Origin of the sequence: Dechloromonas denitrificans, from assembly GCF_001551835.1 — a bacterium.
Lineage (GTDB): Bacteria > Pseudomonadota > Gammaproteobacteria > Burkholderiales > Rhodocyclaceae > Azonexus > Azonexus denitrificans.
The window spans coordinates 207188-231325 of the sequence record NZ_LODL01000013.1; the positions used below are offsets into that span (position 1 = coordinate 207188).

Below are 24138 nucleotides of genomic sequence, written 5' to 3' on the forward strand. Positions count from 1 at the left end.
ACAGCCAGCCTCGCGCCGGCGAGGCAAGCCGGAGGAGCAAGCATGGAAACGCTTGACGATCTATTCAGCCGCCTCGATCAACTCAACGATATCGGCGCTTCGCTCTCCAGTGAGCGCCAGCTCGAACGGCTACTCGAAAAAATCCTGCTCGCCGCCAAAGCCATCACCCGGGCTGACGGCGGCACGCTCTATCTGCTGTCAGAAGACGGCAAACACCTGCATTTCGAGATTGTCCGCACCGATTCGCTGCAGATTGCCTTCGGCGGCTCCGCCGCCTTGCCGGCCTCCGGCAATTTCCCGGATCTGCCGCTTTACGGCACGGACGGTGTCGCCAACAACCGCATGGTGGCTGCCTATGCGGCGATTACCGGCAAGACGGTCAACATCGCCGATGCCTATACGGCAGCGGGATTTGACTTTTCCGGCACCCGCCAGTTCGACGAGCGTACCGGCTACCGTTCCCAATCCTTCCTGACCGTGCCGATGAAGAACCATGAAGGGGAGTTGATCGGCGTCCTGCAACTGATCAATGCCTTGTCACCGCAAACTGGTCAGACCGTAGCTTTTTCCGCCGCCGACCAGCGTCTTGCCGAGTCGCTCGCCTCCCAGGCGGCCATTGCGCTGACCAATCGCCAGCTCGTCCAGCAACTGGAAATGCTGTTCGAGTCCTTCATCAAACTGATCAATCTGGCCATCGACGATAAATCGCCCTACACCGCCGGCCATTGCCAGCGCGTCCCGGAACTGACGATGATGCTGGCGGATGCAGCCGACGCAACGACCGAAGGGCCGCTCGCCGACTTCAAGCTGACCGACAAGGATCGCTACGAGTTACGTATCGCCGCGCTGCTCCATGACTGCGGCAAGATCACTACGCCGGTGCATGTGGTCGACAAGGCGACCAAGCTGCAAACCATCTATGACCGCATTCACCTGCTCGAGACGCGCTTCGAGGTTATCAAGCGCGATGCGGAGGTACACATGTGGCGCAGCATTGCCGAGGGCAAGGAGGCCGGCGAAGCGGAGGCGATCTATCGCAGTTTTTGCCAAAAATGCGATGTCGACCGCAGCATTCTCCGTCAGGCGAATATTGGCAGCGAAAAAATGAGCGATGCCGACCTCGCCCACATTCAGCGCATTGCCGGGGAATATCGCTGGCGTGATGTCGAGGGCAGGGATGCGCCCTTCCTATCCGCCGATGAACTGGAAAACCTGAGCATCCGCACTGGCACGCTGACCGAGTCCGAGCGTGAAATCATCAACCACCACATCGTCGCCACGATCCGGATGCTGGAGCAGTTACCCTGGCCCAAACACCTGAAAAACGTCCCAGAATACGCCGGCGGCCACCACGAACGGATGGACGGCAAGGGCTACCCGCGCGGCCTGAAACGCGAAGAGATGAGCTGGCAGGCGAGGATCATGGGGATCGCCGACATCTTCGAGGCGCTGACCGCGAAAGACCGGCCCTACAAGGAAGGCATGAAACTGTCGCAGGCCTTGAAAATCCTTGAGAATTTCAAGAACGGCGGCCACATCGACCCTGATTTGCACGAAGTCTTTACCCAGAGCGAGGTGTACCGGAAGTATGCCGAAAGCTATCTCCGGGAGCGCCAACTCGATTGATGAGTGGTTGGGTGACATAAAACATGAGGCGGCCTGACGTTTTTCGGCACTTCTTCAAGCTGGGTGATCAAAGAAAATCGCCGGCAAAAAAATACAGCATTGAATAAAAAGGTTTTTTCTTTTTTCTAACAAGTTAGCCATGTCTGGCACGAAACATGGTTGTAGATGGTCAGCGGTTTTTCCCGCCTTTCGCAATCAAAGGAGATTCAAATGAAACGCGTTCAACAAGGTTTTACCCTGATCGAACTGATGATCGTTGTCGCCATCATCGGCATTCTGGCTGCTGTTGCGCTGCCGGCCTATCAGGATTACACGGTGCGTGCAAAAGTGAGCGAACTCATTCTTGCTTCCTCAGCCCCGAAAACCTCAATTGCTGAATGGTTCCAAACGAAAAATTCCATGCCTCCGTCTGCAGCATCTGCCGGTTTTGATGTCACTGGCTCTACCTATGTAAATAATCTTGCATATACTGTGGCAGGCACCGTGGCTACCATCACTGTTACGGCTCAGAATATCGGCGGCAGCACCCCCACCGGTACAATTACATTGACTGGTACCGGTGACACCAATACTGGTAAAGTCACTTGGGTTTGTGCTCGCGGTACGATGGCTGCCAAATACTTGCCGGCTAGCTGCAAATAATTTGGATTGATTTTATGAAGGAGGCGCCTCATATGAAATGAGGCGCCTCTTTTGATTTGTGGCCCCCGTTCCGAAAAGGATTGCGTTGGTCTCTTACCTGGTGCGCTTTGCTTTCGCAGCATTGCTGGCTTTACTAGTTGTGGTCGCGGTCTATTGGGCCGGACTAAATGGCGGATTTTTCTTCGACGATGAAGCAAGCATTCTTTATCTCGAAGGCGTACGCCTAAACGTCATATCGATTGAGGCTATACATCAGGCATGGGTGAGCGGAAGTTCTGGCCCATTGGGTCGGCCTGTTGCCCAGTTAAGCTTCGCTCTCAATCACTATTTCAGCGGCTTTGACCCCTTCGTATTCAAGGCAACCAATCTCGCGATTCACCTTGCCTGTGGTTTCCTTGTGTTTGGCTTGGCATTCCGCTTGCTAGGTGCCGCAAAACCGTCCGCCATGCAGCGTAATATCCTTATGGCAACGGGGGCGCTGACCGCCATCTGGCTGCTGCACCCGATCCAGCTCCTCCCTGTTCTGCACATCGTTCAGCGCATGACGAGCTTGTCGGCCTTTTTTCTTCTTGCCGCCTTACTGCTTCATGTCGTCGGACGAGAACGGGGCGGGCGCGCAGGTTGGGTAATGGTGATATCGGCATGGACGGTGGTCTGGCCACTGTCTTTCTTCAGTAAAGAGAGTGGCCTGCTGTTCCCGTTCTTCGCGCTAGCCTGGGAACTGATTGTGCGGCGGAGTTCGTGTGGCAGCCTTGACCGCTTTGCGCGCCTGTTTTCTGCCTTAGCCATTCTCGTCGTAGTAGCCGGGGGGGCTTACGCAATTTCTTCGCGAGCCCAATGGTTGTGGGCCGGCTATGACCTACGCCCATTCTCGCTCGGTGAGCGATTGCTGACTGAGGGGAGAGTGCTCTGGTTCTATCTCGGCCTGATTGTTGCCCCGAGCATGGAGAGACTTGGTCTTTATCACGACGATATTGCCATTTCTACCAGCTTGTTCTCTCCATGGGTGACGCTGCCGGCCCTGATCGGGTTAGTCGGCCTTGCTTGGTTGGCTTGGCGAGTTCGCTTGCGCTCCCCCCTCGTCTCGTTCGGGATTGCGTGGTTCCTAATCGGGCACGCCCTGGAGTCCACTGTTCTGCCCCTTGAAATCGCCCATGAACACCGGAATTATCTTCCGATCCTTGGGGTACTGTTTGTTGGAGCTTGGGCTCTGCTCCAGCTTCTAGAGAGCAAACGCGGGCTCGGAACGATCGGTGTAGCGCTGACCATTGCCGCGCTGTCCTATTTCACCTTTATTACGGGATTGCGTGCCCACCAATTCGGGGAAGAGGGGCGACGTACGCAGATTGAATCCCAGCATCACCGGACCTCACCGCGTGCCCAATACCAAGCGGGGCTCACCTTGGCCGGCCTGCCTGATGCGGATTTGCCGACCACGACAATCCATGTTCTCGCCCGGAGGCACTATGAATTGGCGGGCGAGTTCGATCCGAATTTCAAATTGGGCTTGCTCGGCCTGATCCACTTGAACTGCAAGGCAGGGATGCGGGCAGCGCAGGTCGATATCGACGAACTGTCGCGCCGCCTTCGGGAAACGCCTTTTGCGCCGGGGGACAGAAACGTGCTTTATAGCCTGAAGGAAATGTCCATCGCTGGCTCGTTATGCTTGGCGCGGCCCGATGTTGACGGGTTGTTTGCCGCTGCGCTCGCTAATCCTGGCGTATCTCAGGGTATTCAGGCAATGCTCCACTCCTGGCATGCAGACTACCTGTGGTTGAGAGTACACGATCCAACAGCTGCGCGTGCTGCCTTGGGGGCGGCAATGGCCTTGGCGCCAACGAATGCCAGTAATCGCTTGAAATGGGCTCAACTTCTGTATCTTGCTGGAGAGCATGAACAGGCTCAGAAACTGTTATTAGAGCTGCGTGAGGAGCGTTATTCTACGGAGGAGCGAAAGACGCTAGACGAATTATTGGGGCAATTGATTATGCTTGATAGCCAAGCCCATACAAAACGAGTAGAGCAATGACGCCGAGCGACCGCGTTTCCATCGTTATTCCAGCCAGAAATGAGGCTGGCGGTTTGCGTGAGCTGCTGCCAAATCTTGTCGGGACGATCAGCGGCGCCGAGATACTGGTTGTCGACGACGGTTCTACTGATGACACGGCTGAAGTTTGTGCCGAGTTTCAGGTCAGACGGCTACGCCATCATTATTCCTTAGGCAACGGGGCATCCATAAAGTCAGGCACCCGGGCCGTTGGAGGCGAAGTCTTGATCTTCATGGATGCGGACGGCCAGCATCAGCCGGCGGACATTCCTGCGTTGCTGGAGAAGTTTGCTCAAGGCTATGACATGGTGGTTGGGGCGCGTCAATCGGGGTCGCATGCCGGGACGCATCGCGCAGTAGCCAACGATATCTTCAGCCGATTGGCTAGCTGGATGGTCATGCAAACTGTAGAAGACCTTACTTCCGGGTTCCGCATTGTTCGCGCTGACAAATTCCGCAAGTTTCTGTATCTGTTGCCTAATGGCTTCTCCTACCCGACGACCATTACGATGAGTTTCTTTCGGGCGGGCTTCAGCGTTGGTTATGTGCCGATTCATACGCCCCGGCGTATTGGAAAGAGCCATATTCGTCCTTTTCGTGATGGCGTTCGATTTCTATTGATCATTATTAAAATCGGTACGCTCTACTCACCGCAGAGGCTCTTCTTGCCAATTAGCGCAGGCTTTTTCCTGACCGGGCTGTCCTACTATATCTATACCTTTCTCGGAACCGGACGTTTTACGAACATGAGCGCCCTTCTGTTCATTTCGGCAATCCTGACCTTTCTGATCGGTATTGTTTCAGAACAGATTTCAGCATTGCATTACAAGGGTATGGACGAGTCAGTTGAGGGCAGGGAGCCCAAGCCTTAAGCGGCACTGTCGCACCATGCTCTTCGATACCTTTTCGTTGACCGAAGCCGTCGTCAGAGTCGTTGGACTGGAGAGTCAATGCGACAAGTATTGCTGACGGCCACATCCTATCCAGCGGATGCTGACGATTGGCGTGGTCGTTTCATCTATGACATGGCGCAATCGTTAGCCAGGCAGAATGGGGTCGATCTCGCCCTGTGGGCCCCGCCCGGCGATATGCCGGACGGCGTGCGGACAGTCCTTCGGGATGGCGATGCGAATTGGATGTCGGGGTTGCTTGAGCGGGGAGGGATAACTCATCTGCTGCGCCAAAAACCTTTGCAAGGGATGCGCGACGCACTCACGCTCTGTTTGCGACTGCGTCGTGCCTATCAACAATTTGGCAGATTGGCTGGAAAGCGTGTGGCCCATGTGAACTGGCTGCAAAATGCCTTGCCGCTCAAGGGGCTCGATATTTCCGCCCTAATCACCGTGCTTGGCAGTGACTTGGCTCTCCTCCGCCTGCCTGGCATGGTGCCCATGCTGCGCTCGGTTCTGCGCGACAGACCAGTGATCCTGGCGCCCAATGCGGAGTGGATGCTGCCTCCGCTAAAGGCGCAATTCGGTGACCTGGCCGAGATTCGCCCAATCCCGTTCGGTGTGCATTCTCGGTGGTTTGACATTACGCGTGGTGAGCCGGCGGCGCGTAGCGGTGACTGGCTGCTCGTTTCCCGAGTAACGAGGGCGAAACTGGGGCACCTGCTCGATTGGGGGAGGGGGCTCTTCGGGGTGCATAGAAACCTTCATCTGCTTGGGCCAATGCAAGAGGCGATTGAATTGCCGTCATGGATCCGCTATCACGGAGCGACTCATCCCGGTGCGCTGGCAGCCGACTGGTTTCCCAGAGTCCAGGGGCTGTTGACTTTAAGTACCCATGACGAGGGGCGGCCGCAAGTGATGATCGAGGCGATGGCCGCAGGCATGCCGGTCATCGCCTCCGATCTGCCGGCCCACAGGGATCTGGTGCGCCATGGTGAAAACGGACTCGTGGTAGCGGACCGGGAGAGCTTCCGCTTGGCTTTGGAGCATCTGGACAATCCAGAGACGAGTGGCGCCATGGGGGAGGCCGGACGGCGCTGGGTGGCTGAGTGCATCGGTACATGGGATGATTGCGCCCGGCGCTATGTTGGCGCCTATGATGATTTGCTGAGGCACGCGTGAAGTCAACAGGGGCAATTCTGCTGGTTGGTGGGGCTGGGTTTATCGGACGTTCATTAGCTGCCCGCTTGGTTGCACACGGCAAAGAGGTCCATGTGCTCTCTCGGAGCCTAGCTGGCGAATTGCCTGCCGGTGTCGTTGCTCACCAGGGGGATCAGGGAGATCCCGATGTCGTAGCCCCGTTATTAGCTCGTTGCACAGAGGTCTTTCATCTTGCGACGTCGACCACACCAGTTGATACGGTCTGGCGGCCAGCAATGGAGGCTGAGGTAAACTTGCTGCCGGCGCTGCGTTTCCTTGAGTGTGCGCAGCGGTTTCCGGCAAACCGATACTTGTATGTTTCGACTGGTGGCGCACTCTATGGTGACGCCGAGTTGGCTGCCGAGCAAACTCCGCTGGCCCCTCTCTCCTATCATGGCGCGGGAAAACTTGCGCTGGAGAGCTTTTTCGGCGTCTTCGGCCAGCGCCATCCGGGGCGTTTGAGCATCCTGCGGCCATCCAATGTCTACGGTCCGGGACAGGGGCTGCGTTCTGGCTTTGGAGCGGTCCGCACGCTGTTGGAGCGGGCGATGGATGGTGATCGCGTTACCATCTATGGCGATGGTGGAGCGGTGCGAGATTACTTATATATTGACGATCTGGTGTCGGCCTGTCTGTGCGCCTTGTCGGGGCCGGTTGGCATCTACAACATTGGGGCGGGGCGGGGGACTTCGCTGAATACGTTGGTGGCGCTAGTTGAGCGTGTTAGCGGACGGCATCTGAAAATTGAACATCAACCGCCCCGGTCATCCGACGTAAAACGCATCGTGCTGGATGTGGACCGGGCCAGAAAACTGCTTGGCTGGAGGGCGGAAGTTGATCTAGAGACCGGGGTGCTTCGGGCATGGAACTCGCTACAGTGAACAGTGGGACTGGAAAATCGCCTCAAATAAGTCGAGGGAAGCCCTGATGGAGTTTTCAACAAGCGCTTTAGTAAAGAGAAACTGCGTCCCCGAATGGCTTATAGGTGGTGAGGAATACGCATAATGGGGGGGGTCTGTGCTGTAGTGGTAACGTATTACCCAGATGTAGACCTTTGGGATCGCCTTGCCAGAGTCTTGCCGCAAGTCGATGCTTTAGTCATCGTGGACAATACCCCTAAAGGTAGTCGGATATGGCTGCTGGATGAGGAGTTGCTTGGGGCTGAGAAAGTTTATTTGGTAAGGAATTACACAAATCTTGGTGTTGCAACGGCGCTAAATCAAGGATTGCGAAAGGCCCTTGAATTCGATTGTGACTGGTTGCTTACCTTGGATCAGGATAGTCGATGCTACCCATCGATGACTACCGCGTTGCTTAAAGTGGCCTCCTCATGTATTCCTGAATCTGTAGTGTTAGGTGGAAACTACCTGGATGCAAGAAATGGCATACTCAAAGTGCCTGTTGGCGAGCCAGGAGAGTATGTCGAGCAGAAGACAGTGATAACGTCAGGTTGCCTAGTTAACGTCAGTTTTGCCAAACGAATCGGTGGTTTTCGTGACGACTACTTCATTGATCAGGTCGATCATGAATTTTGTCTGCGTGCTCGAGCTCACGGTGGCAGGGTGGTGCTCAGCAGAGAGCTGACTATGGAGCATAGCGTCGGGGAGCCAGGGGGCGCAAGGATTTGGGGGTTGGGATGGTTGCCAAAGCACCCACCGTTAAGAAAGTATTACATAGCCCGGAACTCGATTGTTACCATTCGCCGATACTGGCGTGATGAGCCTGAATGGTGTCTTCGTCGAGGAGGGCGCCTGCTGCTTGGCCTGCTATTGGTTGTGTTCTTTGAACCCTCTCCAATGGTCAAGGTGAGGGCCTTTGCCGCTGGTGTTTTGGATGCCATCGCTGGGCGGATGGGACCGGCCCGGCAGTCCTGGTTGTATAGCCCTTAACAGCGGGATTTATTGAGTTTTCGTAGATAGCGAGTCGACCTCAGGTAGGTTTGTTGCCAGCCATCTCGTCGTAATGAGGTCATGAATTCGCGATGAAGTTGTCTCAGGAAACTGAATGATGGCTTGAGCCGGACTGCGAGGCAATTCAGGGCAAAACGGGCGCGGTGCTGGTTAAATTTCAAGGTGCCGATAGGGCGCAAATCCATCTCTGGCGCTGGGAGAGGTTGCTCGGGGGGCAAAGGCAGAATTTCTTGGGGGGTATATCCATTCAAGCCGTTCAACATTACCTCAACGGCATCTTTGACGTTGCAGGGAGGAGAGAAGTTGGCGCACTCGGTGTTCCCATAGCGTGGACAACGTGCAATGCCATAGCAGGGACGGCAGGGTAGGCCCTGCTCCAGGAAGCGGTAATGAGGAGAGGCCGGTGCGTCCGAGTTTTGTGGTCGTGTGCTAGCAAACAGACAGAGCGTTGGGAGATGCAGAACGTGGGCGGCCAAATGTGTTGGAAAGGAGTCCATTCCTACCATGATGTCCTGGCTTTTCAGGAGATTTTTTAGCTGGGCGTAATTTTCGAATAAGGCGGTTGAGCAACGTTCGTAGTGCTCTCCTTTTCCTGCGAGGACTGTAACGTTGAAACCATCACGATGAAAGATATCAATGAGTCGTTGCTGGGCGTGTCGCGGGTACACCTTTAGGGGCCAGCCGCCATCGAAGAAGAGCAGTATTCGGGTGGGTTGATCGGGGTGAGACTTGGGGAATTGCTGAGCGTGCAATAGAGGACGATTGCCGAGAAGGTCCGTATCCCGCCAAACGTGGCGACCAAGCGCGAAGGCAAAATGGTCGATGAGGTGAAAGCGTGATACGTTGTAGTCGCGCGAGGGGCGCATGTAGAGTAGGAGGTGGCTTGTCGGCAGCAAGTCCGAGAAAGCCTTGAAGTATTCTCCCTCAGGCATCACGTTGCCTTGGCGAAATTCCGGCGTTCGATTGATTGGCGGTATGTCGAGCGGGATGAGGTTTAGGCTAGGGGCAATGTCATCTGCGATGGCGCGATAGGACGCGTTCACTACTAGCGAGTTAACTGTCGGGCGGATGGAATTCCAAGCCAAGGCGAAGAATAGGACATCGCCTGCATGGTGAGGCATGATGGCCGCCACGGGGAGTTCGTTTGGTGCTTTACCAGGATGATTCGCCAGTACTTTGAGGGCATGTGCCGCGACCCAGCGGTAAATCGGCAAGTTTTCTTCATAGGTAAAGCCGTTGTGCGATGTTTTGGCCAGGTTGAATCCGGCGACAGGAAGGTTACGCGTTTCCTGATTGAAAAGCTTGGAGCAAAGCCGAGCGTCCAATTCGGCGTCGACAGTTGACAGTAGGGAAAGATATGCCTCATTCCCTCCGATAACCTTGCCTGGGAAGAGATAGGCTACTGGTTTCCCGCTTGGATCGGCAAGGACAGTGATCCCCGTGTAAGGAGTGGCGGCACGGATTGCGGAGAGGGTAAGCCAAATTTCCTGCTTGTCGAGTTGAAAAAGGGGGTTGAAGACAAGCCGCTGTTCGGCTTTCCCGCTATGGTTCGCAGATAGCCGAACGGCCAATTCTTGGAGATAACGGGCCGGGGAGGAGAATGCGGAGTGAAATAGCACCCGAAAGGACTGTGCTGTTGGTGAGATCGTGTAGGTCTCGCATTCCCAGTGTTGATCGGGGTCTGAAACGACGTATCGCCGATCGCTGATGAGGCCGATGCGAATCATGAATGGAGGACAGCGCTGACTTGGAGTTCAGCAAGTGTGTCGTCATTCGGGGGCTGGTTCGTCTGTGCTACAGTGAGGCCGGCAAAACGGAGTCTGGCATTTCGGCGGGCGATCCAACGGCGATAGGTGGCAATTCGATTGAAGGGTTGCAATGACCACAGGGCATCTTTTTGTCGGAACAAAGCCGCTTGCTCAATGTCGCAGAAGCGATTCGCATCCCAGCGGTCCTGATAACGAATCTCGATGTCCATAAATCCGTGACGCTCCAGCAAGGTCTTCAAACCTTGGGCGGTGAAATGGAATATGTGAACCAGTGGAGGTTGCGCCCAGACCCAGTTCATGCCCATCGTCCGGTAGCCTTCGCCAGCCCGATTCGGGACCGCCAGGATAATGCGTCCACCGGGAGCGAGTAGCGACTTTATTTCCGAAAGGGTGCGTTCAAGATTGTTCGAGTGCTCAAGGACATGCAGCGCGATTACGGTATTCCATTCGTTTTTTCCAGGCGATTGCCCAGGGACGTAGGGGTCGTAAGTCAGGCTATCGAAGCCAGTTTCCTTTAGGGCGGTTGAGAGGTAGCCCATACCGCCGCCAAAGTCGAGTATCCGCTTGCCCAGTAATGGTCGGTATTCCTCTACCCGTTGCCGACAATCCTTCAACTTGGCATCGTAATGGTCACGATACCATCTGTAATCGAATGCGTGCCTATAGAGCTCTGCCAGTTGGCTATCCGAAGGCATTGGGTTGGAAAAAATAGAGCAGCAGGCATTGCATTGCAACAACTTATATACCGGGTGCGAGAAAGTATCAGGGCCGATGTAGAGCTGCCCTGTACCCTGCTTGCATACGGGGCACAGAACGGCTTGTAATGGTCCATCGTCCATAGACAAAGCAGGTTGCGTTCTGATCCGTGATGGGAAAACAGTGTTCAGGAGTCGGAAGGCTGGTTTGAGGGCTGCGAGCCGCTGGTCCCATTTGCGTAGCCGGTTTCGGGTGGCGGTGACTTCTGTTTCAAGGTCTGAGAGGCGCGTTTTGATCAGCTGTATTTCTTGGGTGGTTGATTCAATCAATGCGGAATGTAGGTTCTCTTTCAGACTTCTGGAGGATGTAAGAGCGTGGGCGATGTCATCACGCGCCCATTCCTGCGCAAACTTTGCCCAGTTCCACGCATCTGCCGGGGTATTCCACAGCTTTCTGACAACTCTGGCGGCTGGTTCCGGCAACTGGGTAGGCTGCAGTTCCTCGAGCCTGGGGGGCCAGACCAATAAGTTTGACGGGTGGTAGAGCCGATGGAGCAAAATCAGGAGCGGAATGCGCCAATCCTGCGGGTATTCCCGGTCAGTTCGCTCCGAAGTGATTGAGCCATAGTCAATCAAGATGATCCGTCCGTCGGTGCTTAACAGAACGTTCCAGGCCCGCAGGTCTTCGTGGAACAGGTTGCGCAACTCAAGTTCGCAAAGTTGGGGTAGTAGGGCCTCGACGACAGTGCCCGGATCGGGGGGCTGGTCACCAAGCAGGGCGGTACTGAGGAGTTGCCCTGGAATGCGTTCGCGCAACACCCATCCCTCATGTTTTCCAAGTTTGTAGCCGAGTATTTTTGGATAGCGAAGGCCCGCAATATCGGCCCTGCTCAGGAAAGCAATTTCGCGCTCAAGTTCCTTCCGATTCCATTCGCCATGCTTTCCGTGGAACCGAAATAGCTTCATTAGTTGACTGCCAGACTCGAAATAGCGTCGCCCGCGGTCATGTCCGAGGCGGTCGAGTTCGTGGGCAAGTGGCGTCCAGTGCTGAAAGTGGGTGATGGTGTTGCAAGCAAACCAACAAGTATTGCTTGCAAAGTACAGCGGACGCTTATGCTCCGACAGGTGGGTGTTGAATTCACCAACGCAGGCGAGGAATGCAAAGTCCTGATAGAGCCAGTCGGGCGTTTCCGGCTGGGCCGAGGCCCAAGTCACTGGCTCTTCCTTCACGGCAACTTCGAATAAACCTATCTTGATCTTGTTGCTCAATGCCTTAAGCATTGATCTCGTCGTGTCCGCCCCCTTCTCTGCACACAGGTGATGCAGGACGCTGAGTCCAAGCACTAGGTCAGCCTCATGTGGCTCCAGCCGTTCCAGAGTATCCTCAATGCTTCCGACGCGAAACTGAACCGAAAGGCCTGAGTGAGCAGCCGCCAAGTGCTGACAAAGTTCGATGTTCGCTTTGAGACGGTCAATGCCGATCACCGTTGCGCCCCGTTCGGCGAGATGGAGGCTGAAATATCCTTGCGCGCACCCAAGGTCTAGAACTTTGAGTGGTCGTCCCAACCGTATCGTCAGTTGGTCGTGGATGAGGCTTATCAGCTGTAGGCGATCTTGGCATGGCCGGGAAGCCTGAGTATCGAATTCGGGGTGGCCATAAATGGGCTGATAAGCCTCGGGTAGGGCTTCAACCAAGAGTTTGAGCGTCATGCGCAGTGCATCGGAGGAGAGAAGGTTTCGGCGAGTTAAAAGGGGAGTGAATCTATCGAGATTCGACAGGTGGGTGAGTGGTTCTCAGATATATCGCTGGTAGCATCAAGGGTCATTAGTAGCGCATCATAGCGCCGATCATGAGTAACCAAACCGTTCACCGTCTCGCTCGTCACGCCAAACGAGACGAGGTAGTCGCCTGCATCGCAACAAGGAGTGAAGTAAATACTTACACAGAGTTTGCTTCCAGCTGCTTGGCGGGGCGGATTGGAAAGACCCAGTAAGATTTTTGAGTTGCTGGCAAAGAGTATCGCGCCATTTCGCGATTTGACAGCAACACCGAATACCGGAAACTCGACATCGGCGTGAAAACTGAGTTGGAATCGAAGCTCGGTCGGTCTTCCCACCAGTAGTCGGTCGGGGGCTGTCAGCATACCTTGGTGAATACTGGCATCGGCGATGCTGGCAGCCAAATCTCCCCACCGTGTTTCAGCTACATTATAGTTGAGGCGGCGACTTAAGAGATCTTCATCGTTTCCTCTCAAGTATTTTCGAGCGGCTTTTGTGGGAGCGCTGCCGGAGGCTTCCAGGACAGCGAAGTAGTGGCCGATAGCCTCTGCTGTATCTCCTGTATAAACGACGTGGCCTTGTTCAAGGAGGATGGCACGGTCACAGTAGTGTGCAACCTGTTCCATCGAGTGTGAAACTAAGAGGACAACTCCGCCTTGTTGGCGAATCATGCCGATTCGCTCAAAGCATTTGCGCTGAAATCCTGTGTCACCGACTGCGAGCGCCTCGTCCAGAATCAGAATGTCCGGTTCGAGATGAATCGTTGTTGCAAAGGCTAGTCGCACGAACATGCCGCTTGAATAGGTTCGGACGGGCTGGTCGATGAAATCGCCGATGCCAGCAAACTCAGCAATAGCTTCGAAATGTTGGTGCATTTCGGACTGAGTAAAGCCCGTTAGTGCGCCTTGGAAGTAGATGTTTTCGCGGCCGGTAAATTCTGGGTTGAAGCCGGCACCGAGTTCAAGCAAAGCTAGAATGCGGCCATTAACCAGGATTGAGCCGGAAGTTGGTTTCAGTATCTGACAGATTAGTTGTAGGAGGGTGCTTTTCCCAGCCCCGTTGCGGCCGATGATGCCGACAGTTTCTCCCTTCTTGATATCGAAGGAAACATCGTCAAGCGCCGTAAACTCCCGATGGTATTGCTTGATTCCGAGCGATAGGAATTGCTTGATCCGATCTCCGGGATGATTGAAAAGGCGATAGTTCTTCGTCAGATTTCGGACCGAAATGGCTATGTCGTCGTTCATCGGTGGCAGCAGATCAGAGGACATCGGCAAATTCCTCCATGCTGTGGTGGAAGAAGACGTTGCCCAACCATGCGCTTGCGAGCCCCAGCACCAAGGCGATAGTCCAGCTCAACCAGTCTGCCGGATGCCCCAGTGCGACGTTGCGGCAAGTGTCGATTACCGTACCGAGCGGGTTGAGTTGATAGAACGGGTGCAACATTTCCGGAACCGCGTTTACCGGGTAGAGCACTGGTGAAATGAACATCAGCATCTGTACGAATGGCGGAACGATCTGGCTCATGTCCTTGATGAAAACGCCCCAGGCAGCAAGAAACCAGGCGAGACCGAGTGCGAGCAGGAGCAGAGGGGCTAGGGCCAATGGGTAAAATAGGGCCATCGGCATCAGGTGGCCGGTCCAGGCTAGGGCGGCGAGCAGGATCAGGTAGTTAAAGATGCCATGTACTAGAGCGGCCCCCAAGGGAACGAGGGGCAGGATTTCTACCGGGAAAATGATCTTCTTCACATAGCTTGGATAACTGCGCACTGCGGCCGGGGCACGTGAGATCGCGTCGGCGAAGATGTTGAAAGCAATCAACCCGCTGTAAAGTACGAGCCAGAACGGTGCGCCGCTTTCCTGTTGCGGCCAGCGCGCCTGGAAGATCTGGCCGAAGACGAAGGCAAAGATGGCAAGCATGATCAGCGGATTGAGAAATATCCAGGCGACCCCGAACATTGCGCCTCGATAACGCAGCAGGACGTCGCGCTTGATCAGCTGGCTGAGCAAGTAGCAGCGGGAAAATTTTGTGGTTTTGTTCATCCGTTCAGCAATCAGGTAGCCGCTGGGCTAACCAGATTTCTAGCGCCCCCGCCAATTCGTTTACCAGAAGTTCATGCCGTCCTGCGACCCAGCCGTGGATGGGGCCTGGCTTGCCAAGTAGTTCGTTGATTATGGCTTCAGCGGTGATATGGTCGTTGATCAGGCCGAGTTCATCTTGCAGTTTGGCAAGCGCCGCCAGATAGGGTATCAGGCGCTTGCCGGCGAGCAGCGGTTGGAAAAATTCGAGCGAGTAGCGGAGTTTCTTGAAGCAGATCCGCATGCGGTGACGTTCTGCGGCACCGAGCGTGGCGTGATTCAGGGCTAGTTTACGGGCGCTTTTGGTTCGGGTGCCGATTCGCTGGTTGGCAAACTCGATCAGTGGCACCGGCAGGATGTCGCCCAGTGCATAGATCGCTGCGGTGAATTCGATCAGCAGGCGCGGGTATTCGCGGGTGGCGAGGAGGCCGGTGATCGCTTGCCGGGCACCTTTGGCGCGCTGGCGGGCGGCGTTTTTCAGACGGCGCAGGTCGCGATTGTTCGGGAAGGCGGCCTGGATCGGGGGTAGCGTTTCGGTCAGAAATACATCCCAGTTGCGGGCATCGCCCAGCGCCGAGGCCAGCGTTTGCCAGGTCTGGCCGTAAGCCGTGACGAATTCACTGGGCAGGACCGGGGCGAAGAGCTTGATGGCCGAGCGTAGCCGGCGCAGTGCAACGCGGGCCTGGTGTACGAATTCCGGGTCGTTGCTGCTCAGCAGGCCGCATTCATTGCGCTGAAAGTGTTCCAGGCAGCCGAGGGTGATGCTGCGAAACGCTTCGATCGGGGTCAGTTCCGGGCTTAGTGTGGCCGGTTTTGCCTTGAAGGGAAGCAGTGGCTCGTCGAGAAACAGCTTGTAGCCACGCTCGGCCTTGCTGGCGATGGCCGGGTGGAGGTCGAGCTTTTCCTGCAGCAGGCGGGTCAGGCCGAAAATATCTTCAACTTTGCCGGACAGCAGTTCGAGTTCGATTTCACAGATGGGCGTACTTTTGCCCCGGCTTTCGATAGTGCCGCGGTCGACTGCCAGTTCGATCAGGGATTCGCCAAAGGGCACGAGCCAGATTTGCCGGCGGAAATCGGTGGTGAAAACCGGCTCCAACTGCTCGCTCGCCTGTTCGAGAAAGTGACGCAATTCGTCATTGTCGACATGGCTGAAATCGAAGACCCCGGGCGTCGCCTGGGTTTCCCACTCGCTGCGCATGGCCAGACCGCCGCTGGCCGGTTCGGCCGATTTGACGGTGAGCAGCCATTGCCAGCCTTTCTTGCGAAAGCGCATGGCGATGCGGCGAGCATGCAGCTCCAGTTTCGGCGTGTCGTAGTAGGTGTTGAGCAGGCGCTGTTTCTGCGGCGCGATGTTGGCGAGCAGTGGATGGCTGGCCAGTTTCTTGGCCATCTTGGGCGTCAGCTGGAGCTTGAGCTCGATTTCGGTGCTCATTTTTTTCTAGTTCCTCGGGACAGCCGGTCCGGTTGCACCGTCGAAGCCCAAGTCGGGCAGGGTGGCGAGCTCCTCGGCCGTTTGCACGCCTTCGGCGATCACCGTCAGGCCGATATTGTGCGCGATGCTGCATAGTCCCTTGAGGAAGGCCTGGTTGCCCGGCTGCGTATTGATGGCGCGGATAAAGCTGCCATCGACCTTCAGGTAGTCGAGGCCGATGTGGTGCAGGCGGCCGATTTCGCTGAACTGGCGGCCGAAATGTTCGATACCGAGACGACAGCCGAGTGGCCGCATCGCATCGCAGAAGGCGTGGAACTCGGCGAAATGCTGGAAGGCGCCGATTTCCGACACCTCAAGCCAGAGGCGGGGGGCAAGCTCGCGCCGGCTGCTGATCAGGGCTTGCAGGCTGCTGCGGAAAGCGGCGCTCAAAATTGACTCGCCGGAGAGGTTGACCGCAACCGCCGCCGCACCGGCGGCAACGCGGTCCAGGGCGAGGCGGGCGGCAGCCAGGTCGAGCTCGGTGGTCATCGACAGGCGCGAGGCCATCGGCATGAAGCTGCCGGCGGCCAGCCATTCGCCATTTTCGCTGGCCTGCAGGCGAAGCGGGCATTCGAGGTGGAGCAACTGGCCCCGATTGCCGGCGACCGGAAAGTCGATCAAGCGCAGGCGCTGGGTTTCGATGGCGCCTTCGAGCAGCTTTTTCCAGTCGGCGTTGGAGGCGGCATGCTGTTCGCAGCCCGTTTCCGCCCGGCACCAGGCGAGGCCGCTCTGGTTTTCGGCCGAGGCCAGCGCAGCATCGATCTGCGACAGCAGGTTGCCGATTCCCTGACCATGCCGATAGAGCCCGCTGGCCAGATGACCGATGCGTTCGCCGTCGATCAGACCGGCCGAGCTCAGGTCGCGCAGCAGGCTGAGCAATTGCTCGGCCGTCGCCGTTGGATCCTGAACGCCGGGCAGCAGCATGGCGAAATCGGCGCCGTTGAGGCGGGCCGCGGCAGCGCCCGGCTTGCTGGCGGCAATCTCGGCGAATTTGCCGCCGATACGGCGCAGCAATTCGTCGGCGGTTTCGCGGCCGGCGCGCTTGTTGATGCCGGCCAGGTCGGCGACGCGCAGCATCAGCAGGGTGCCGTTGCTGGCGGCATCGTCATCACTCAGCGCGGCCTCCAGCTGGTTCAGGAAAAAGGCGCGGTTGGCCAGGCCGGTCAGGTTGTCGAGCGTTGCTTCCCGGCGTACCTGTTCGAGACGCGCCGCCTCTTCGGCAAACATCGCCTGCAGGCGCTCGACCATGGCGTTCATCGCGCTGGCCAGGCTCTTCAGTTCCGGCGCGGCAGGTTCGGCAATGCGGATGAAACGCCGCTCGCTGATCGCCTGGGCCTGGCCAACCACGGCATCGAGCGGCCGTTTGATATTGCGCAGCAACTGCATGCCGAGCAGGCCCATGAAGCAGCCGCCGATCAGAAACCAGGCGACCAGCTTAAGGCAGCCGTCCCAGAGTTCCTGATAGGCAAACTGGCTGTGGCTGACCAGCTCGATCGTGCCGAACTGGTTCCAGCCGGCGCTGACCTGGGCCAGGCCGGGTTGCGATGCGACCGGAAAGAGGCGAATGAACCAGGCCGGGACATCGCCCGCCATCGCCGGGCTGGTTTTCTCGATCATCGTCTTGCCTTCCGGATCAATCAGCCGCACCGCCGCGTACTGGCCGCTGTCGAACATCGCTGCCACCTGCAATTCGACGGTGATCGGATCTTTCTCCAGTTGCGACATCGAGAGGGCGAGCGACGAGGCGTTATCGCTGTTCTTGATGGCCAGCTGGTGCTCGAGATAGTGGCGTGCCGTCAGCATGCTGGCCAGAAAACTGCCGGCGAAGGCGATCACGGTGCTCGCAATGACGGCGAGCCAGAGTTGGCGGAATAAAGACATGACGATTACCTCACTGGAAGCCTTCGGCGCGCGCCCGGGCCAGCAGATCCTGCCAGCGCGAGAGATTGCTCTTGCTGGACTGGTTGCCGGTGCCTTGCCAAAGCCCCGCACTGTTGAAACTGAAAATCGGTGAAAGATCGGTGCGCCGCGAAGCCGGGCGAATATCGGGAATCAGGTTGTCGAGTACCAGCGGATCGGTACTCGGCGAGGCGTAATAGGCCAGCACCATGTGGGCCTGCTGGAGCGGCCCGTTCGGGCCATTCTGCAAGGCCTTGACATAAACCAGCCGGAGCTTGGCGACGGGAATGCCGAGATTGATCAGCGAGTAATACTTGGCGATCGAAAAATCTTCGCAGTCGGCGCGCCCGTTAGCGAGGGTTTCGATCGGTGTCGCCCAGTAGTCGGACTGGCCCCAGATGCTGAAATCGTCGTCAAAGGCGATGCGGCGATTGAAGAAATCATTCACCCGCCGCAATTTTTCCGCTTCGCTGCGCGTCGAGCCCTCGGCCAGCATTTTTCGCCAGTCGTTGAACAGCGGCCCGGAGGACGGCCCGAAGCGGCTGATCAGCGCTTGCTGCAAACGGTCGAAATCAAGCCCGGCCACGGCCGTCAGGCAAAACAGGCTGACCGGGCCGAGCAGGGCAGCCAGTAGCAGCATGCGGGAAAAGGCGCGTATTTTTGCCAAGAGAGCGGGAGTAAGCGGCTGAATTGATTAGCCTGAAATGAGGAATATTACACGGTGGATTCGCTGGCGGCTTCCTATAATCCGCGCAAATCAAACTTTTACTGTGTATGAAAACCAATAAATTTGCAAAACTTGATGTTTTTGCCCTGTTTTTTGCAGTCTCCTTTCCTTCCCTTGCCCAGACATCGCTGCCGGCGACGCTGAAAGAAGTGGCCCAGCAAGCGGTCCTGAACAGCCCGGAAGTGACCTCGAAATGGCACAACTACAAGGCGGCGGAAGAAGAAATCGGGGTGGCTCGCGGCGGCTTCCTGCCGCGCGTTGACCTGACCGCCGGCGGTGGCCGGGAAACCCTGCAACAACCGCCGCTGCGCGACCGTAACGACTACAGTCGGAGCAGCTACCTGCTCAGCCTCAACCAGATGCTCTTCGACGGCTTCGCCACCCACAACGAAGTCCGTCGCCTCGACAAAGCCCGCCTCGTTCGCTACTACGAACTGCTCGACGCCTCCGAAAACGTCGCCCTCGAAGCCGCCCGCGCCTACCTCGACGTCCTCCGTTACCGCTTCCTGGTCAATCTCGCCGAAGACAACTACGTCCAGCACAAAGCCACCCACGAACAACTCATCCGGCGCACCCAAAGCGGCGTCGGTCGTCGCGTCGACCTCGAACAAGCCGGCAGCCGCCTCGCCCTCGCCGAAATCAACCTGACCACCGAAACCGCCAACCTGCACGACGTCACCGCCCGCTACCAGCGCCTGATCAACAGCCAGCCCCCCGGCACCGTGCTCCCCCCCAGCCAGCTCGGCAACCAACTGCCGGCCAGCCAAAAAGCCGCCCTCGACACCCTCTACCAAAAAAACCCGGCCCTCCTCGCCGCCGTTGAAAACATCGAAGCCGCCGAACGCGACATCGACGTCCGCCGTGCCGCCTACAGCCCCAAACTCGACTTCCGGGCCCGCACCGACAACACCAACAACTACCTCGGCGTCGACGGTCAACGCAACTACAACGTCGCCGAACTCGTCGTCAGCTGGAATATCTTCAACGGCGGCAGCGACCGCGCCCGCGAAAAGCAATACATCGAACGCAAGCACCTCGCCGTCGATCTACGCGAAAAAGCCTGCCGCGACACCCGGCAAACCCTCGCCATCGCCTACAACGACGTCCAGCGCCTGAAAGAACAAAGCACCTACCTCGCCACCCAGGTCAGCCTGCTCGAAAAAACCCGCGACGCCTACCGCGACCAATTCAACGTCGGCCAACGCACCCTGCTCGACCTGCTCGACACCGAAAACGAACTGCTCAGCGCCCGCCGCAACGCCGTCAACGCCGACACCGACTTGAGCCTCGCCTACCTGCGCACCTACGCCGGCATGGGCACCCTGCTCGAAGTCCTCGGCCTGCAAAAACTCGACGCCCGCGACCCGGCCGCCAACGAACTCGCCGGCAGCGACGCCCGCCAATTCTGCCCGGCTGAAGCCATCACCCAAGTCGCCAGCAACCGCGAAACCCTCAACGCCCGCGCCATGGCCCAACTCGACAGCAAGCCGGCGCTCCCTGCCGCCGCCGTGCCGCCGGCCAGCCTCGACGGCGAACTGCAAGCCCAGGTCAACGCCTGGGCCGCCGCCTGGGCCGCCAAGAACTACAACGACTACCTCGCCTTCTACGCCCCCAGCTTCACCCCGGACGGCGGCCTGAGCCGCGAAGACTGGGCGCAACTACGGCGCAGCCGGATCGCGACCCGTGACAACATCGGCGTCGAGCTGCACGACATCAAGATCCGGCTGGACGGCCCGGACCGTGCCTTCGCCGAATTCCGCCAGGTCTATCAGTCGAATCAGTACAAGGACACGACGCAGAAGAGCCTGGAGCTGATCAAGGTCGGCGGCAAGTGGCTGATCAACCGGGAAAGCTCGGTGCCTTGTACTGGGAATACCGTTGGCGGGTGTAAAGTGAGCCGATGAAAAAAATCAGCCGTTTCTCTCTTGCCCTGGGCCTCAGCCTTTTTGCGATTGCCGGCGGGGCCGCCGCTCAGGAGACGGGCGCGCTTGGCCCGACGCTGGAGCGGGTGGTGGCGCGCAATGCCGTCTATGTCGGCTATCGCGAAGCGGCGTTGCCCTTTTCCTACCAGATGCCGGGCCAGGCAGTTCCCGTCGGCTACCTGTGGGAAATCTGCGGCCATGTCGTCAAGACCATGCAGGAGAAAATCGGTAAGGCGGTGCCGCTGGTGCCGGTGGCGGTGACCGACAATGCGCGGGTGATGATGCTGAAAACCGGGATCACCGATCTCGATTGCGGAGGCGCTGCCAGTACCGTGGTTCGCCAGAAGCAGGTCGGTCTGTCTTACACCGTCTATGTCAGCGAGTTGCGGGTTTTGGTTCGCAAAGGCGCGGGTATCGAGCGCTTCGAACAACTGGCCGACAAACGGGTGGTCGTTCTGAACGGCGGCGTCGCCGACCGGCAAGTCAAGCAGAACGCCCTGATGCGCAACATCAACCTGCAATTGCTGCAGGTCAATACCCCGGCTGAGGCCATGGCCCTGCTCGCCAAGGGCGAGGTCGACGCTTATGTTGGCGACGACGCAACACTGGCGGCGCAACGGGCGACGCAAAAGGATGGCTATGAGTTGCTGGTCGGCGGCTTGGCGGCCGAGCCTTACGCCATCATGTTGCCGAAGGATGATGCGGTGCTGAAGAAGCTGGTTGATGAAACCTTGCTGAGCCTGATGCAGAGTGGCGAGCTGGCGAGGATTTACGACAAGTGGTTCATCAGTCCGATTCCGCCGGCCAACCTCGGTCTCGATCTGCCGATGTCGACGCTGCTCAAGGCGGCCATCCAGGCGCCAAACGACAAGCCGGTGAACTGACCCGGTTTGGCCAAGGCAAAAGGCCATGCCAGCCCGGCATGGCCTTTTTGTATTTTCAGGCCGACAGGCTGGGGTTCAGCGTGTAGGTGCCGCTCAGCGAGGCTTCGGCCAGCACGTGACCAGCGATGGCGGCGCGGACTTCCGGGCCGCCAAATTTGCCTTCCAGCGGCAGGCTCTCGATGTCCAGCGCGTAGAGCGTAAACACGTAGTGGTGGACGATCTCGTCGTTCCACGGCGGGCAGGGGCCGTCGTAGCCGTAATAGTCGCCGCGCATGTCGTTATCGCCGGCAAACCAGTCGGTGTAATTGTTGATACCCTGGCGGCTGCCATGCGGCGCCTGCGGTCCGGGTTTGCCGCGCGGTGAGACTTCCTTGCTGAATTCGCCTTCTTTGATGCCGTCGACCGCAGCCGGCAGGTCAATCAGCACCCAGTGGAAGAAATCGACGCGCGGCAGGCTGGCGGGGACGGTGCGGCCTTCCTGGTTTACGTCATCGCCCTGGCTCGGTACGTCCGGGTCATGGCAGAGCAGGGCGAAGGAGCGGGTGCCGGCCGGGACATCGCTCCAGGCCAGTTGCGGATTGAGATTCTTGCCCAGGCAGACATGGTGGGCCGGGTCGGCGATGCAAAACGAGAACTCGCCGGGGATTTTCTGTCCGTCAGCGAAGCTGCTACTGGTCAGTTTCATCAATGCGTCTCCTGTCTATTCGGCGGCCCGGCGCTTGAAGTCGCGGGGGCGGAAGCCGAGTATCCATAATGTCGCGAAATAGGCCGTAATGCCAAGCGGAACCAGCCATGAAAGATGGATTGTCCGGCCGAGTAGTCCGCTTTGCAACCAGTCGCTTTCCTTACCCATGCCGAACCACAGCGCCAGGCCCATGACGGCCATCGCCAGGCTCAGTTTCATGATGAAAGCTGGCCAGCCTGGCTGCGGCGTGAAGATGCCCTGCTGGCGCAGGCCACGGTAGAGCATCGCGGCGTTCAGGCAGGCGGCGAGGCCGATCGACAGGGCCAGGCCAGCGTGCTGCAGCCAGCCGATGAAGGCGAGGTTCATCGCCTGCGTCGCGAGCAGCGAGATCAACGCGATCTTGACCGGTGTCCTGACATTCTGGCGGGCGTAGAAGCCGGGTGCAAGCACCTTGACCAAAATCAAGCCGGTCAGACCGACCGAATAGGCAACCAAGGCTTCGCGGGTACGGAAAACGTCATCGACCGTAAAGGCGCCCTGGAAGAACAGCGTTGCAATCAGCGGTACGGCCAGGATGGCCAAGGCCAGTGCTGCCGGGGCGGCGAGCAGCAGGGTCAGGCGCAGGCCCCAGTCGAGCAGCTTGGAATATTCGATTGGGTTGTCGCGGGCGTGGTAGCGCGACAGCGAGGGGAGCAGGATGGTGCCGAGCGCGGCACCGAGCATGCCGGAGGGGAATTCCATCAGGCGGTCGGCGTAATAGAGCCAGGAGACGCTGCCGGTTTTCAGGAAGGAGGCGAAAACGGTGTTGATCAACAGGCTGATCTGCGACACCGAGACGCCGATCAGGGCCGGCCCCATCAGGGTCAGGATGCGGCGGACGCCGGGGTCGGCCCAGGCCGCCCGCCAGTTCAGCGACGGGCGCGGCAGCATGGCGATTTTTTTCAGGGCCGGGAACTGGATGGCCAGTTGCAGCAGACCGCCGATGAACACCGACCAGGCCAGCACCAGCACCGGCGGGTCGAAATAGGGGGCGGCGAGCAGGGCCATGCCGATGAAGGTGAGATTGAGCAGGACCGGCGTGAAGGCGGGCAGCGCGAAGCGGCTCCAGGTGTTCAGGATGCCGCCGGAAAGCGCGACCAGCGACATGAACAGGATGTAGGGAAAGGTGATCCGGGTCAGTGTTACCGTCAGTTCGAACTTGCCCGGGTCGGCCGCATAACCGGGGGCCGAAATCCAGACCAGGACGGGGGCGGCGGCGATGCCGAGGGCGGTGATGGCGAACAGCGCGAGGGTCAGCAGGCTGGCGACATGCTCGATCAGACTCAGGGTTTCGGCGTCGCCGCGCTTGTTCTTGTATTCGCCGAGAATCGGCACGAAAGCCTGCGAGAAGGCGCCCTCGGCAAACATTCGGCGGAGCAGGTTGGGTAGCTTGAAGGCGACGAAAAAGGCATCGGTCGCCAGGCCGGCGCCGAAGGCGCGGGCAATGACAAAGTCACGGACAAAGCCAAGGGTGCGGGAAAGCAGGGTCATTCCGCTGACGGTGGCCAGCGCGCGCAACAAATTCATAAGAGATGCTCTTGCCGGGAGGGGCGCGAAAAAACAGTGATTCTACGCTGTGCATTTGGCGTTGTCGGGCGGCAAAGACTACTGTACAATCCGCGTCCTTGGTTTGCCGCTGTAGCTCAGTTGGTAGAGCAGCGCATTCGTAATGCGAAGGTCACCAGTTCGATTCCGGTCAGCGGCACCAGGCAAATCAAGCAATATTCCCAACCGCAAGGTTGGGTTGTTTGCTCTCCGGCAAGACTGGCATTGGCCAGTCAGGTCGGGCAACTCCGGTTGTCCGGCCGCGGAGATGATGCGGCAGTAGCTCAGTTGGTAGAGCGATACCTTGCCAAGGTATAGGTCGAGAGTTC

At 58.0% G+C, this 24138-nt stretch carries 18 protein-coding genes and 1 tRNA gene; 10 read left to right on the plus strand and 9 right to left on the minus strand.

Features of this window, described 5'->3' with window-relative positions; genetic code table 11:
* Positions 1 to 42: 42 nt before the first annotated feature.
* The 7 genes from AT959_RS07230 (at position 43) to AT959_RS20450 (ending at position 8294) form a co-directional block, all read left to right on the plus strand.
* On the plus strand, positions 43 to 1626 hold the full coding sequence (locus AT959_RS07230) for an HD family phosphohydrolase (RefSeq protein ID WP_066882116.1): 1584 nt from the start codon (positions 43 to 45) through the stop codon (positions 1624 to 1626).
* Positions 1627 to 1836: 210 nt separating this feature from the next.
* Positions 1837 to 2268 (plus strand): pilin, encoded by a 432-nt coding sequence (locus AT959_RS21985; protein ID WP_066882118.1) that lies wholly within the window; start codon positions 1837 to 1839, stop codon positions 2266 to 2268.
* Between the two features lie 85 nt (positions 2269 to 2353).
* Complete coding sequence (locus AT959_RS07240) at positions 2354 to 4297, plus strand: tetratricopeptide repeat protein (RefSeq protein ID WP_066882354.1); 1944 nt, start codon at positions 2354 to 2356, stop codon at positions 4295 to 4297.
* Positions 4294 to 5187, plus strand: coding sequence for a glycosyltransferase family 2 protein (locus AT959_RS07245; protein WP_066882120.1), 894 nt, complete (start codon positions 4294 to 4296; stop codon positions 5185 to 5187). Before AT959_RS07240 ends, AT959_RS07245 begins: the two co-directional genes overlap by 4 nt.
* 78 nt (positions 5188 to 5265) lie before the next feature.
* The gene (locus AT959_RS07250; protein ID WP_066882122.1) at positions 5266 to 6387 is read left to right on the plus strand and encodes a glycosyltransferase family 4 protein; all 1122 of its coding nucleotides are present in this window, start codon (positions 5266 to 5268) and stop codon (positions 6385 to 6387) included.
* The gene (locus AT959_RS07255; RefSeq protein ID WP_083518270.1) at positions 6384 to 7286 is read left to right on the plus strand and encodes an NAD-dependent epimerase/dehydratase family protein; all 903 of its coding nucleotides are present in this window, start codon (positions 6384 to 6386) and stop codon (positions 7284 to 7286) included. The genes AT959_RS07250 and AT959_RS07255 overlap by 4 nt, the downstream gene beginning before the upstream one ends.
* A gap of 123 nt (positions 7287 to 7409) precedes the next feature.
* Positions 7410 to 8294 carry a glycosyltransferase family 2 protein gene (locus AT959_RS20450; protein WP_083518271.1) on the plus strand — a complete coding sequence of 295 codons (885 nt, stop codon included), beginning with the start codon at positions 7410 to 7412 and terminating at the stop codon, positions 8292 to 8294.
* On the opposite strand, the gene AT959_RS07260 is transcribed toward AT959_RS20450, so the two are convergent.
* Genes AT959_RS07260 through AT959_RS07290 form a run of 7 tightly spaced genes read right to left on the minus strand, consistent with a single transcriptional unit; the run spans position 8291 to position 18647 of the window.
* Complete coding sequence (locus AT959_RS07260) at positions 8291 to 10042, minus strand: glycosyltransferase family 9 protein (RefSeq protein WP_066882126.1); 1752 nt, start codon at positions 10040 to 10042, stop codon at positions 8291 to 8293. The two genes, AT959_RS20450 and AT959_RS07260, sit on opposite strands and share 4 nt — an antisense overlap.
* Positions 10039 to 12489 (minus strand): methyltransferase domain-containing protein, encoded by a 2451-nt coding sequence (locus tag AT959_RS07265; RefSeq protein WP_066882128.1) that lies wholly within the window; start codon positions 12487 to 12489, stop codon positions 10039 to 10041. Before AT959_RS07265 ends, AT959_RS07260 begins: the two co-directional genes overlap by 4 nt.
* A 35-nt stretch (positions 12490 to 12524) precedes the next feature.
* Positions 12525 to 13829 (minus strand): ABC transporter ATP-binding protein, encoded by a 1305-nt coding sequence (locus tag AT959_RS07270; protein ID WP_066882130.1) that lies wholly within the window; start codon positions 13827 to 13829, stop codon positions 12525 to 12527.
* Positions 13819 to 14601: an ABC transporter permease gene (locus AT959_RS07275; protein ID WP_066882132.1), complete on the minus strand. Its 783-nt coding sequence runs from the start codon at positions 14599 to 14601 to the stop codon at positions 13819 to 13821. The genes AT959_RS07270 and AT959_RS07275 overlap by 11 nt, the downstream gene beginning before the upstream one ends.
* Before the next feature lie 4 nt (positions 14602 to 14605).
* Positions 14606 to 16069, minus strand: a complete 1464-nt coding sequence (locus tag AT959_RS07280; protein ID WP_066882134.1) for a CYTH and CHAD domain-containing protein — start codon at positions 16067 to 16069, stop codon at positions 14606 to 14608.
* Positions 16070 to 16075: 6 nt separating this feature from the next.
* On the minus strand, positions 16076 to 17989 hold the full coding sequence (locus AT959_RS07285) for a bifunctional diguanylate cyclase/phosphodiesterase (protein WP_066882136.1): 1914 nt from the start codon (positions 17987 to 17989) through the stop codon (positions 16076 to 16078).
* Positions 17990 to 17999: 10 nt separating this feature from the next.
* Complete coding sequence (locus AT959_RS07290) at positions 18000 to 18647, minus strand: transglutaminase-like cysteine peptidase (RefSeq protein ID WP_066882138.1); 648 nt, start codon at positions 18645 to 18647, stop codon at positions 18000 to 18002.
* A gap of 134 nt (positions 18648 to 18781) precedes the next feature.
* On the opposite strand from AT959_RS07290, the gene AT959_RS07295 reads away from it, so the two are divergent.
* Positions 18782 to 20638, plus strand: coding sequence for a TolC family outer membrane protein (locus AT959_RS07295; protein WP_083518272.1), 1857 nt, complete (start codon positions 18782 to 18784; stop codon positions 20636 to 20638).
* Positions 20635 to 21540, plus strand: coding sequence for an amino acid ABC transporter substrate-binding protein (locus AT959_RS07300; RefSeq protein WP_066882140.1), 906 nt, complete (start codon positions 20635 to 20637; stop codon positions 21538 to 21540). Before AT959_RS07295 ends, AT959_RS07300 begins: the two co-directional genes overlap by 4 nt.
* A gap of 55 nt (positions 21541 to 21595) precedes the next feature.
* Here AT959_RS07300 and AT959_RS07305 read toward each other — a convergent pair whose 3' ends face one another.
* Both AT959_RS07305 and murJ read right to left on the minus strand, forming a co-directional pair.
* A complete protein-coding gene (locus AT959_RS07305; RefSeq protein ID WP_066882142.1) occupies positions 21596 to 22225 on the minus strand; it encodes a YbhB/YbcL family Raf kinase inhibitor-like protein in 630 nt (209 codons plus the stop codon).
* 15 nt (positions 22226 to 22240) lie between these two features.
* Positions 22241 to 23791, minus strand: a complete 1551-nt coding sequence (gene murJ, locus AT959_RS07310) for a murein biosynthesis integral membrane protein MurJ (RefSeq protein WP_066882144.1) — start codon at positions 23789 to 23791, stop codon at positions 22241 to 22243.
* Positions 23792 to 23896: 105 nt separating this feature from the next.
* Between murJ and AT959_RS07315 the strand changes: the two genes are divergently transcribed.
* Positions 23897 to 23972, plus strand: a tRNA-Thr gene (locus AT959_RS07315).
* Positions 23973 to 24138 lie beyond the last annotated feature (166 nt).

What these genes read in the sequence shown, in the direction of transcription:
- AT959_RS07245 (WP_066882120.1), top strand. Translation starts at nt 4,294, where the DNA reads ATGACGCCGAGCGACCGCGTTTCCATCGTTATTCCAGCCAGAAATGAG.
- AT959_RS07260 (WP_066882126.1), bottom strand. Translation starts at nt 10,042, where the DNA reads ATGATTCGCATCGGCCTCATCAGCGATCGGCGATACGTCGTTTCAGAC.
- AT959_RS21985 (WP_066882118.1), top strand. Translation starts at nt 1,837, where the DNA reads ATGAAACGCGTTCAACAAGGTTTTACCCTGATCGAACTGATGATCGTT.
- AT959_RS07300 (WP_066882140.1), top strand. Translation starts at nt 20,635, where the DNA reads ATGAAAAAAATCAGCCGTTTCTCTCTTGCCCTGGGCCTCAGCCTTTTT.
- AT959_RS07275 (WP_066882132.1), bottom strand. Translation starts at nt 14,601, where the DNA reads ATGAACAAAACCACAAAATTTTCCCGCTGCTACTTGCTCAGCCAGCTG.
- AT959_RS07270 (WP_066882130.1), bottom strand. Translation starts at nt 13,829, where the DNA reads ATGTCCTCTGATCTGCTGCCACCGATGAACGACGACATAGCCATTTCG.
- AT959_RS07265 (WP_066882128.1), bottom strand. Translation starts at nt 12,489, where the DNA reads ATGACGCTCAAACTCTTGGTTGAAGCCCTACCCGAGGCTTATCAGCCC.
- AT959_RS07280 (WP_066882134.1), bottom strand. Translation starts at nt 16,069, where the DNA reads ATGAGCACCGAAATCGAGCTCAAGCTCCAGCTGACGCCCAAGATGGCC.
- AT959_RS07250 (WP_066882122.1), top strand. Translation starts at nt 5,266, where the DNA reads ATGCGACAAGTATTGCTGACGGCCACATCCTATCCAGCGGATGCTGAC.
- AT959_RS07285 (WP_066882136.1), bottom strand. Translation starts at nt 17,989, where the DNA reads ATGTCTTTATTCCGCCAACTCTGGCTCGCCGTCATTGCGAGCACCGTG.
- AT959_RS07305 (WP_066882142.1), bottom strand. Translation starts at nt 22,225, where the DNA reads ATGAAACTGACCAGTAGCAGCTTCGCTGACGGACAGAAAATCCCCGGC.
- AT959_RS07290 (WP_066882138.1), bottom strand. Translation starts at nt 18,647, where the DNA reads ATGCTGCTACTGGCTGCCCTGCTCGGCCCGGTCAGCCTGTTTTGCCTG.
- AT959_RS07230 (WP_066882116.1), top strand. Translation starts at nt 43, where the DNA reads ATGGAAACGCTTGACGATCTATTCAGCCGCCTCGATCAACTCAACGAT.
- AT959_RS07295 (WP_083518272.1), top strand. Translation starts at nt 18,782, where the DNA reads ATGAAAACCAATAAATTTGCAAAACTTGATGTTTTTGCCCTGTTTTTT.
- AT959_RS20450 (WP_083518271.1), top strand. Translation starts at nt 7,410, where the DNA reads ATGGGGGGGGTCTGTGCTGTAGTGGTAACGTATTACCCAGATGTAGAC.
- murJ (WP_066882144.1), bottom strand. Translation starts at nt 23,791, where the DNA reads ATGAATTTGTTGCGCGCGCTGGCCACCGTCAGCGGAATGACCCTGCTT.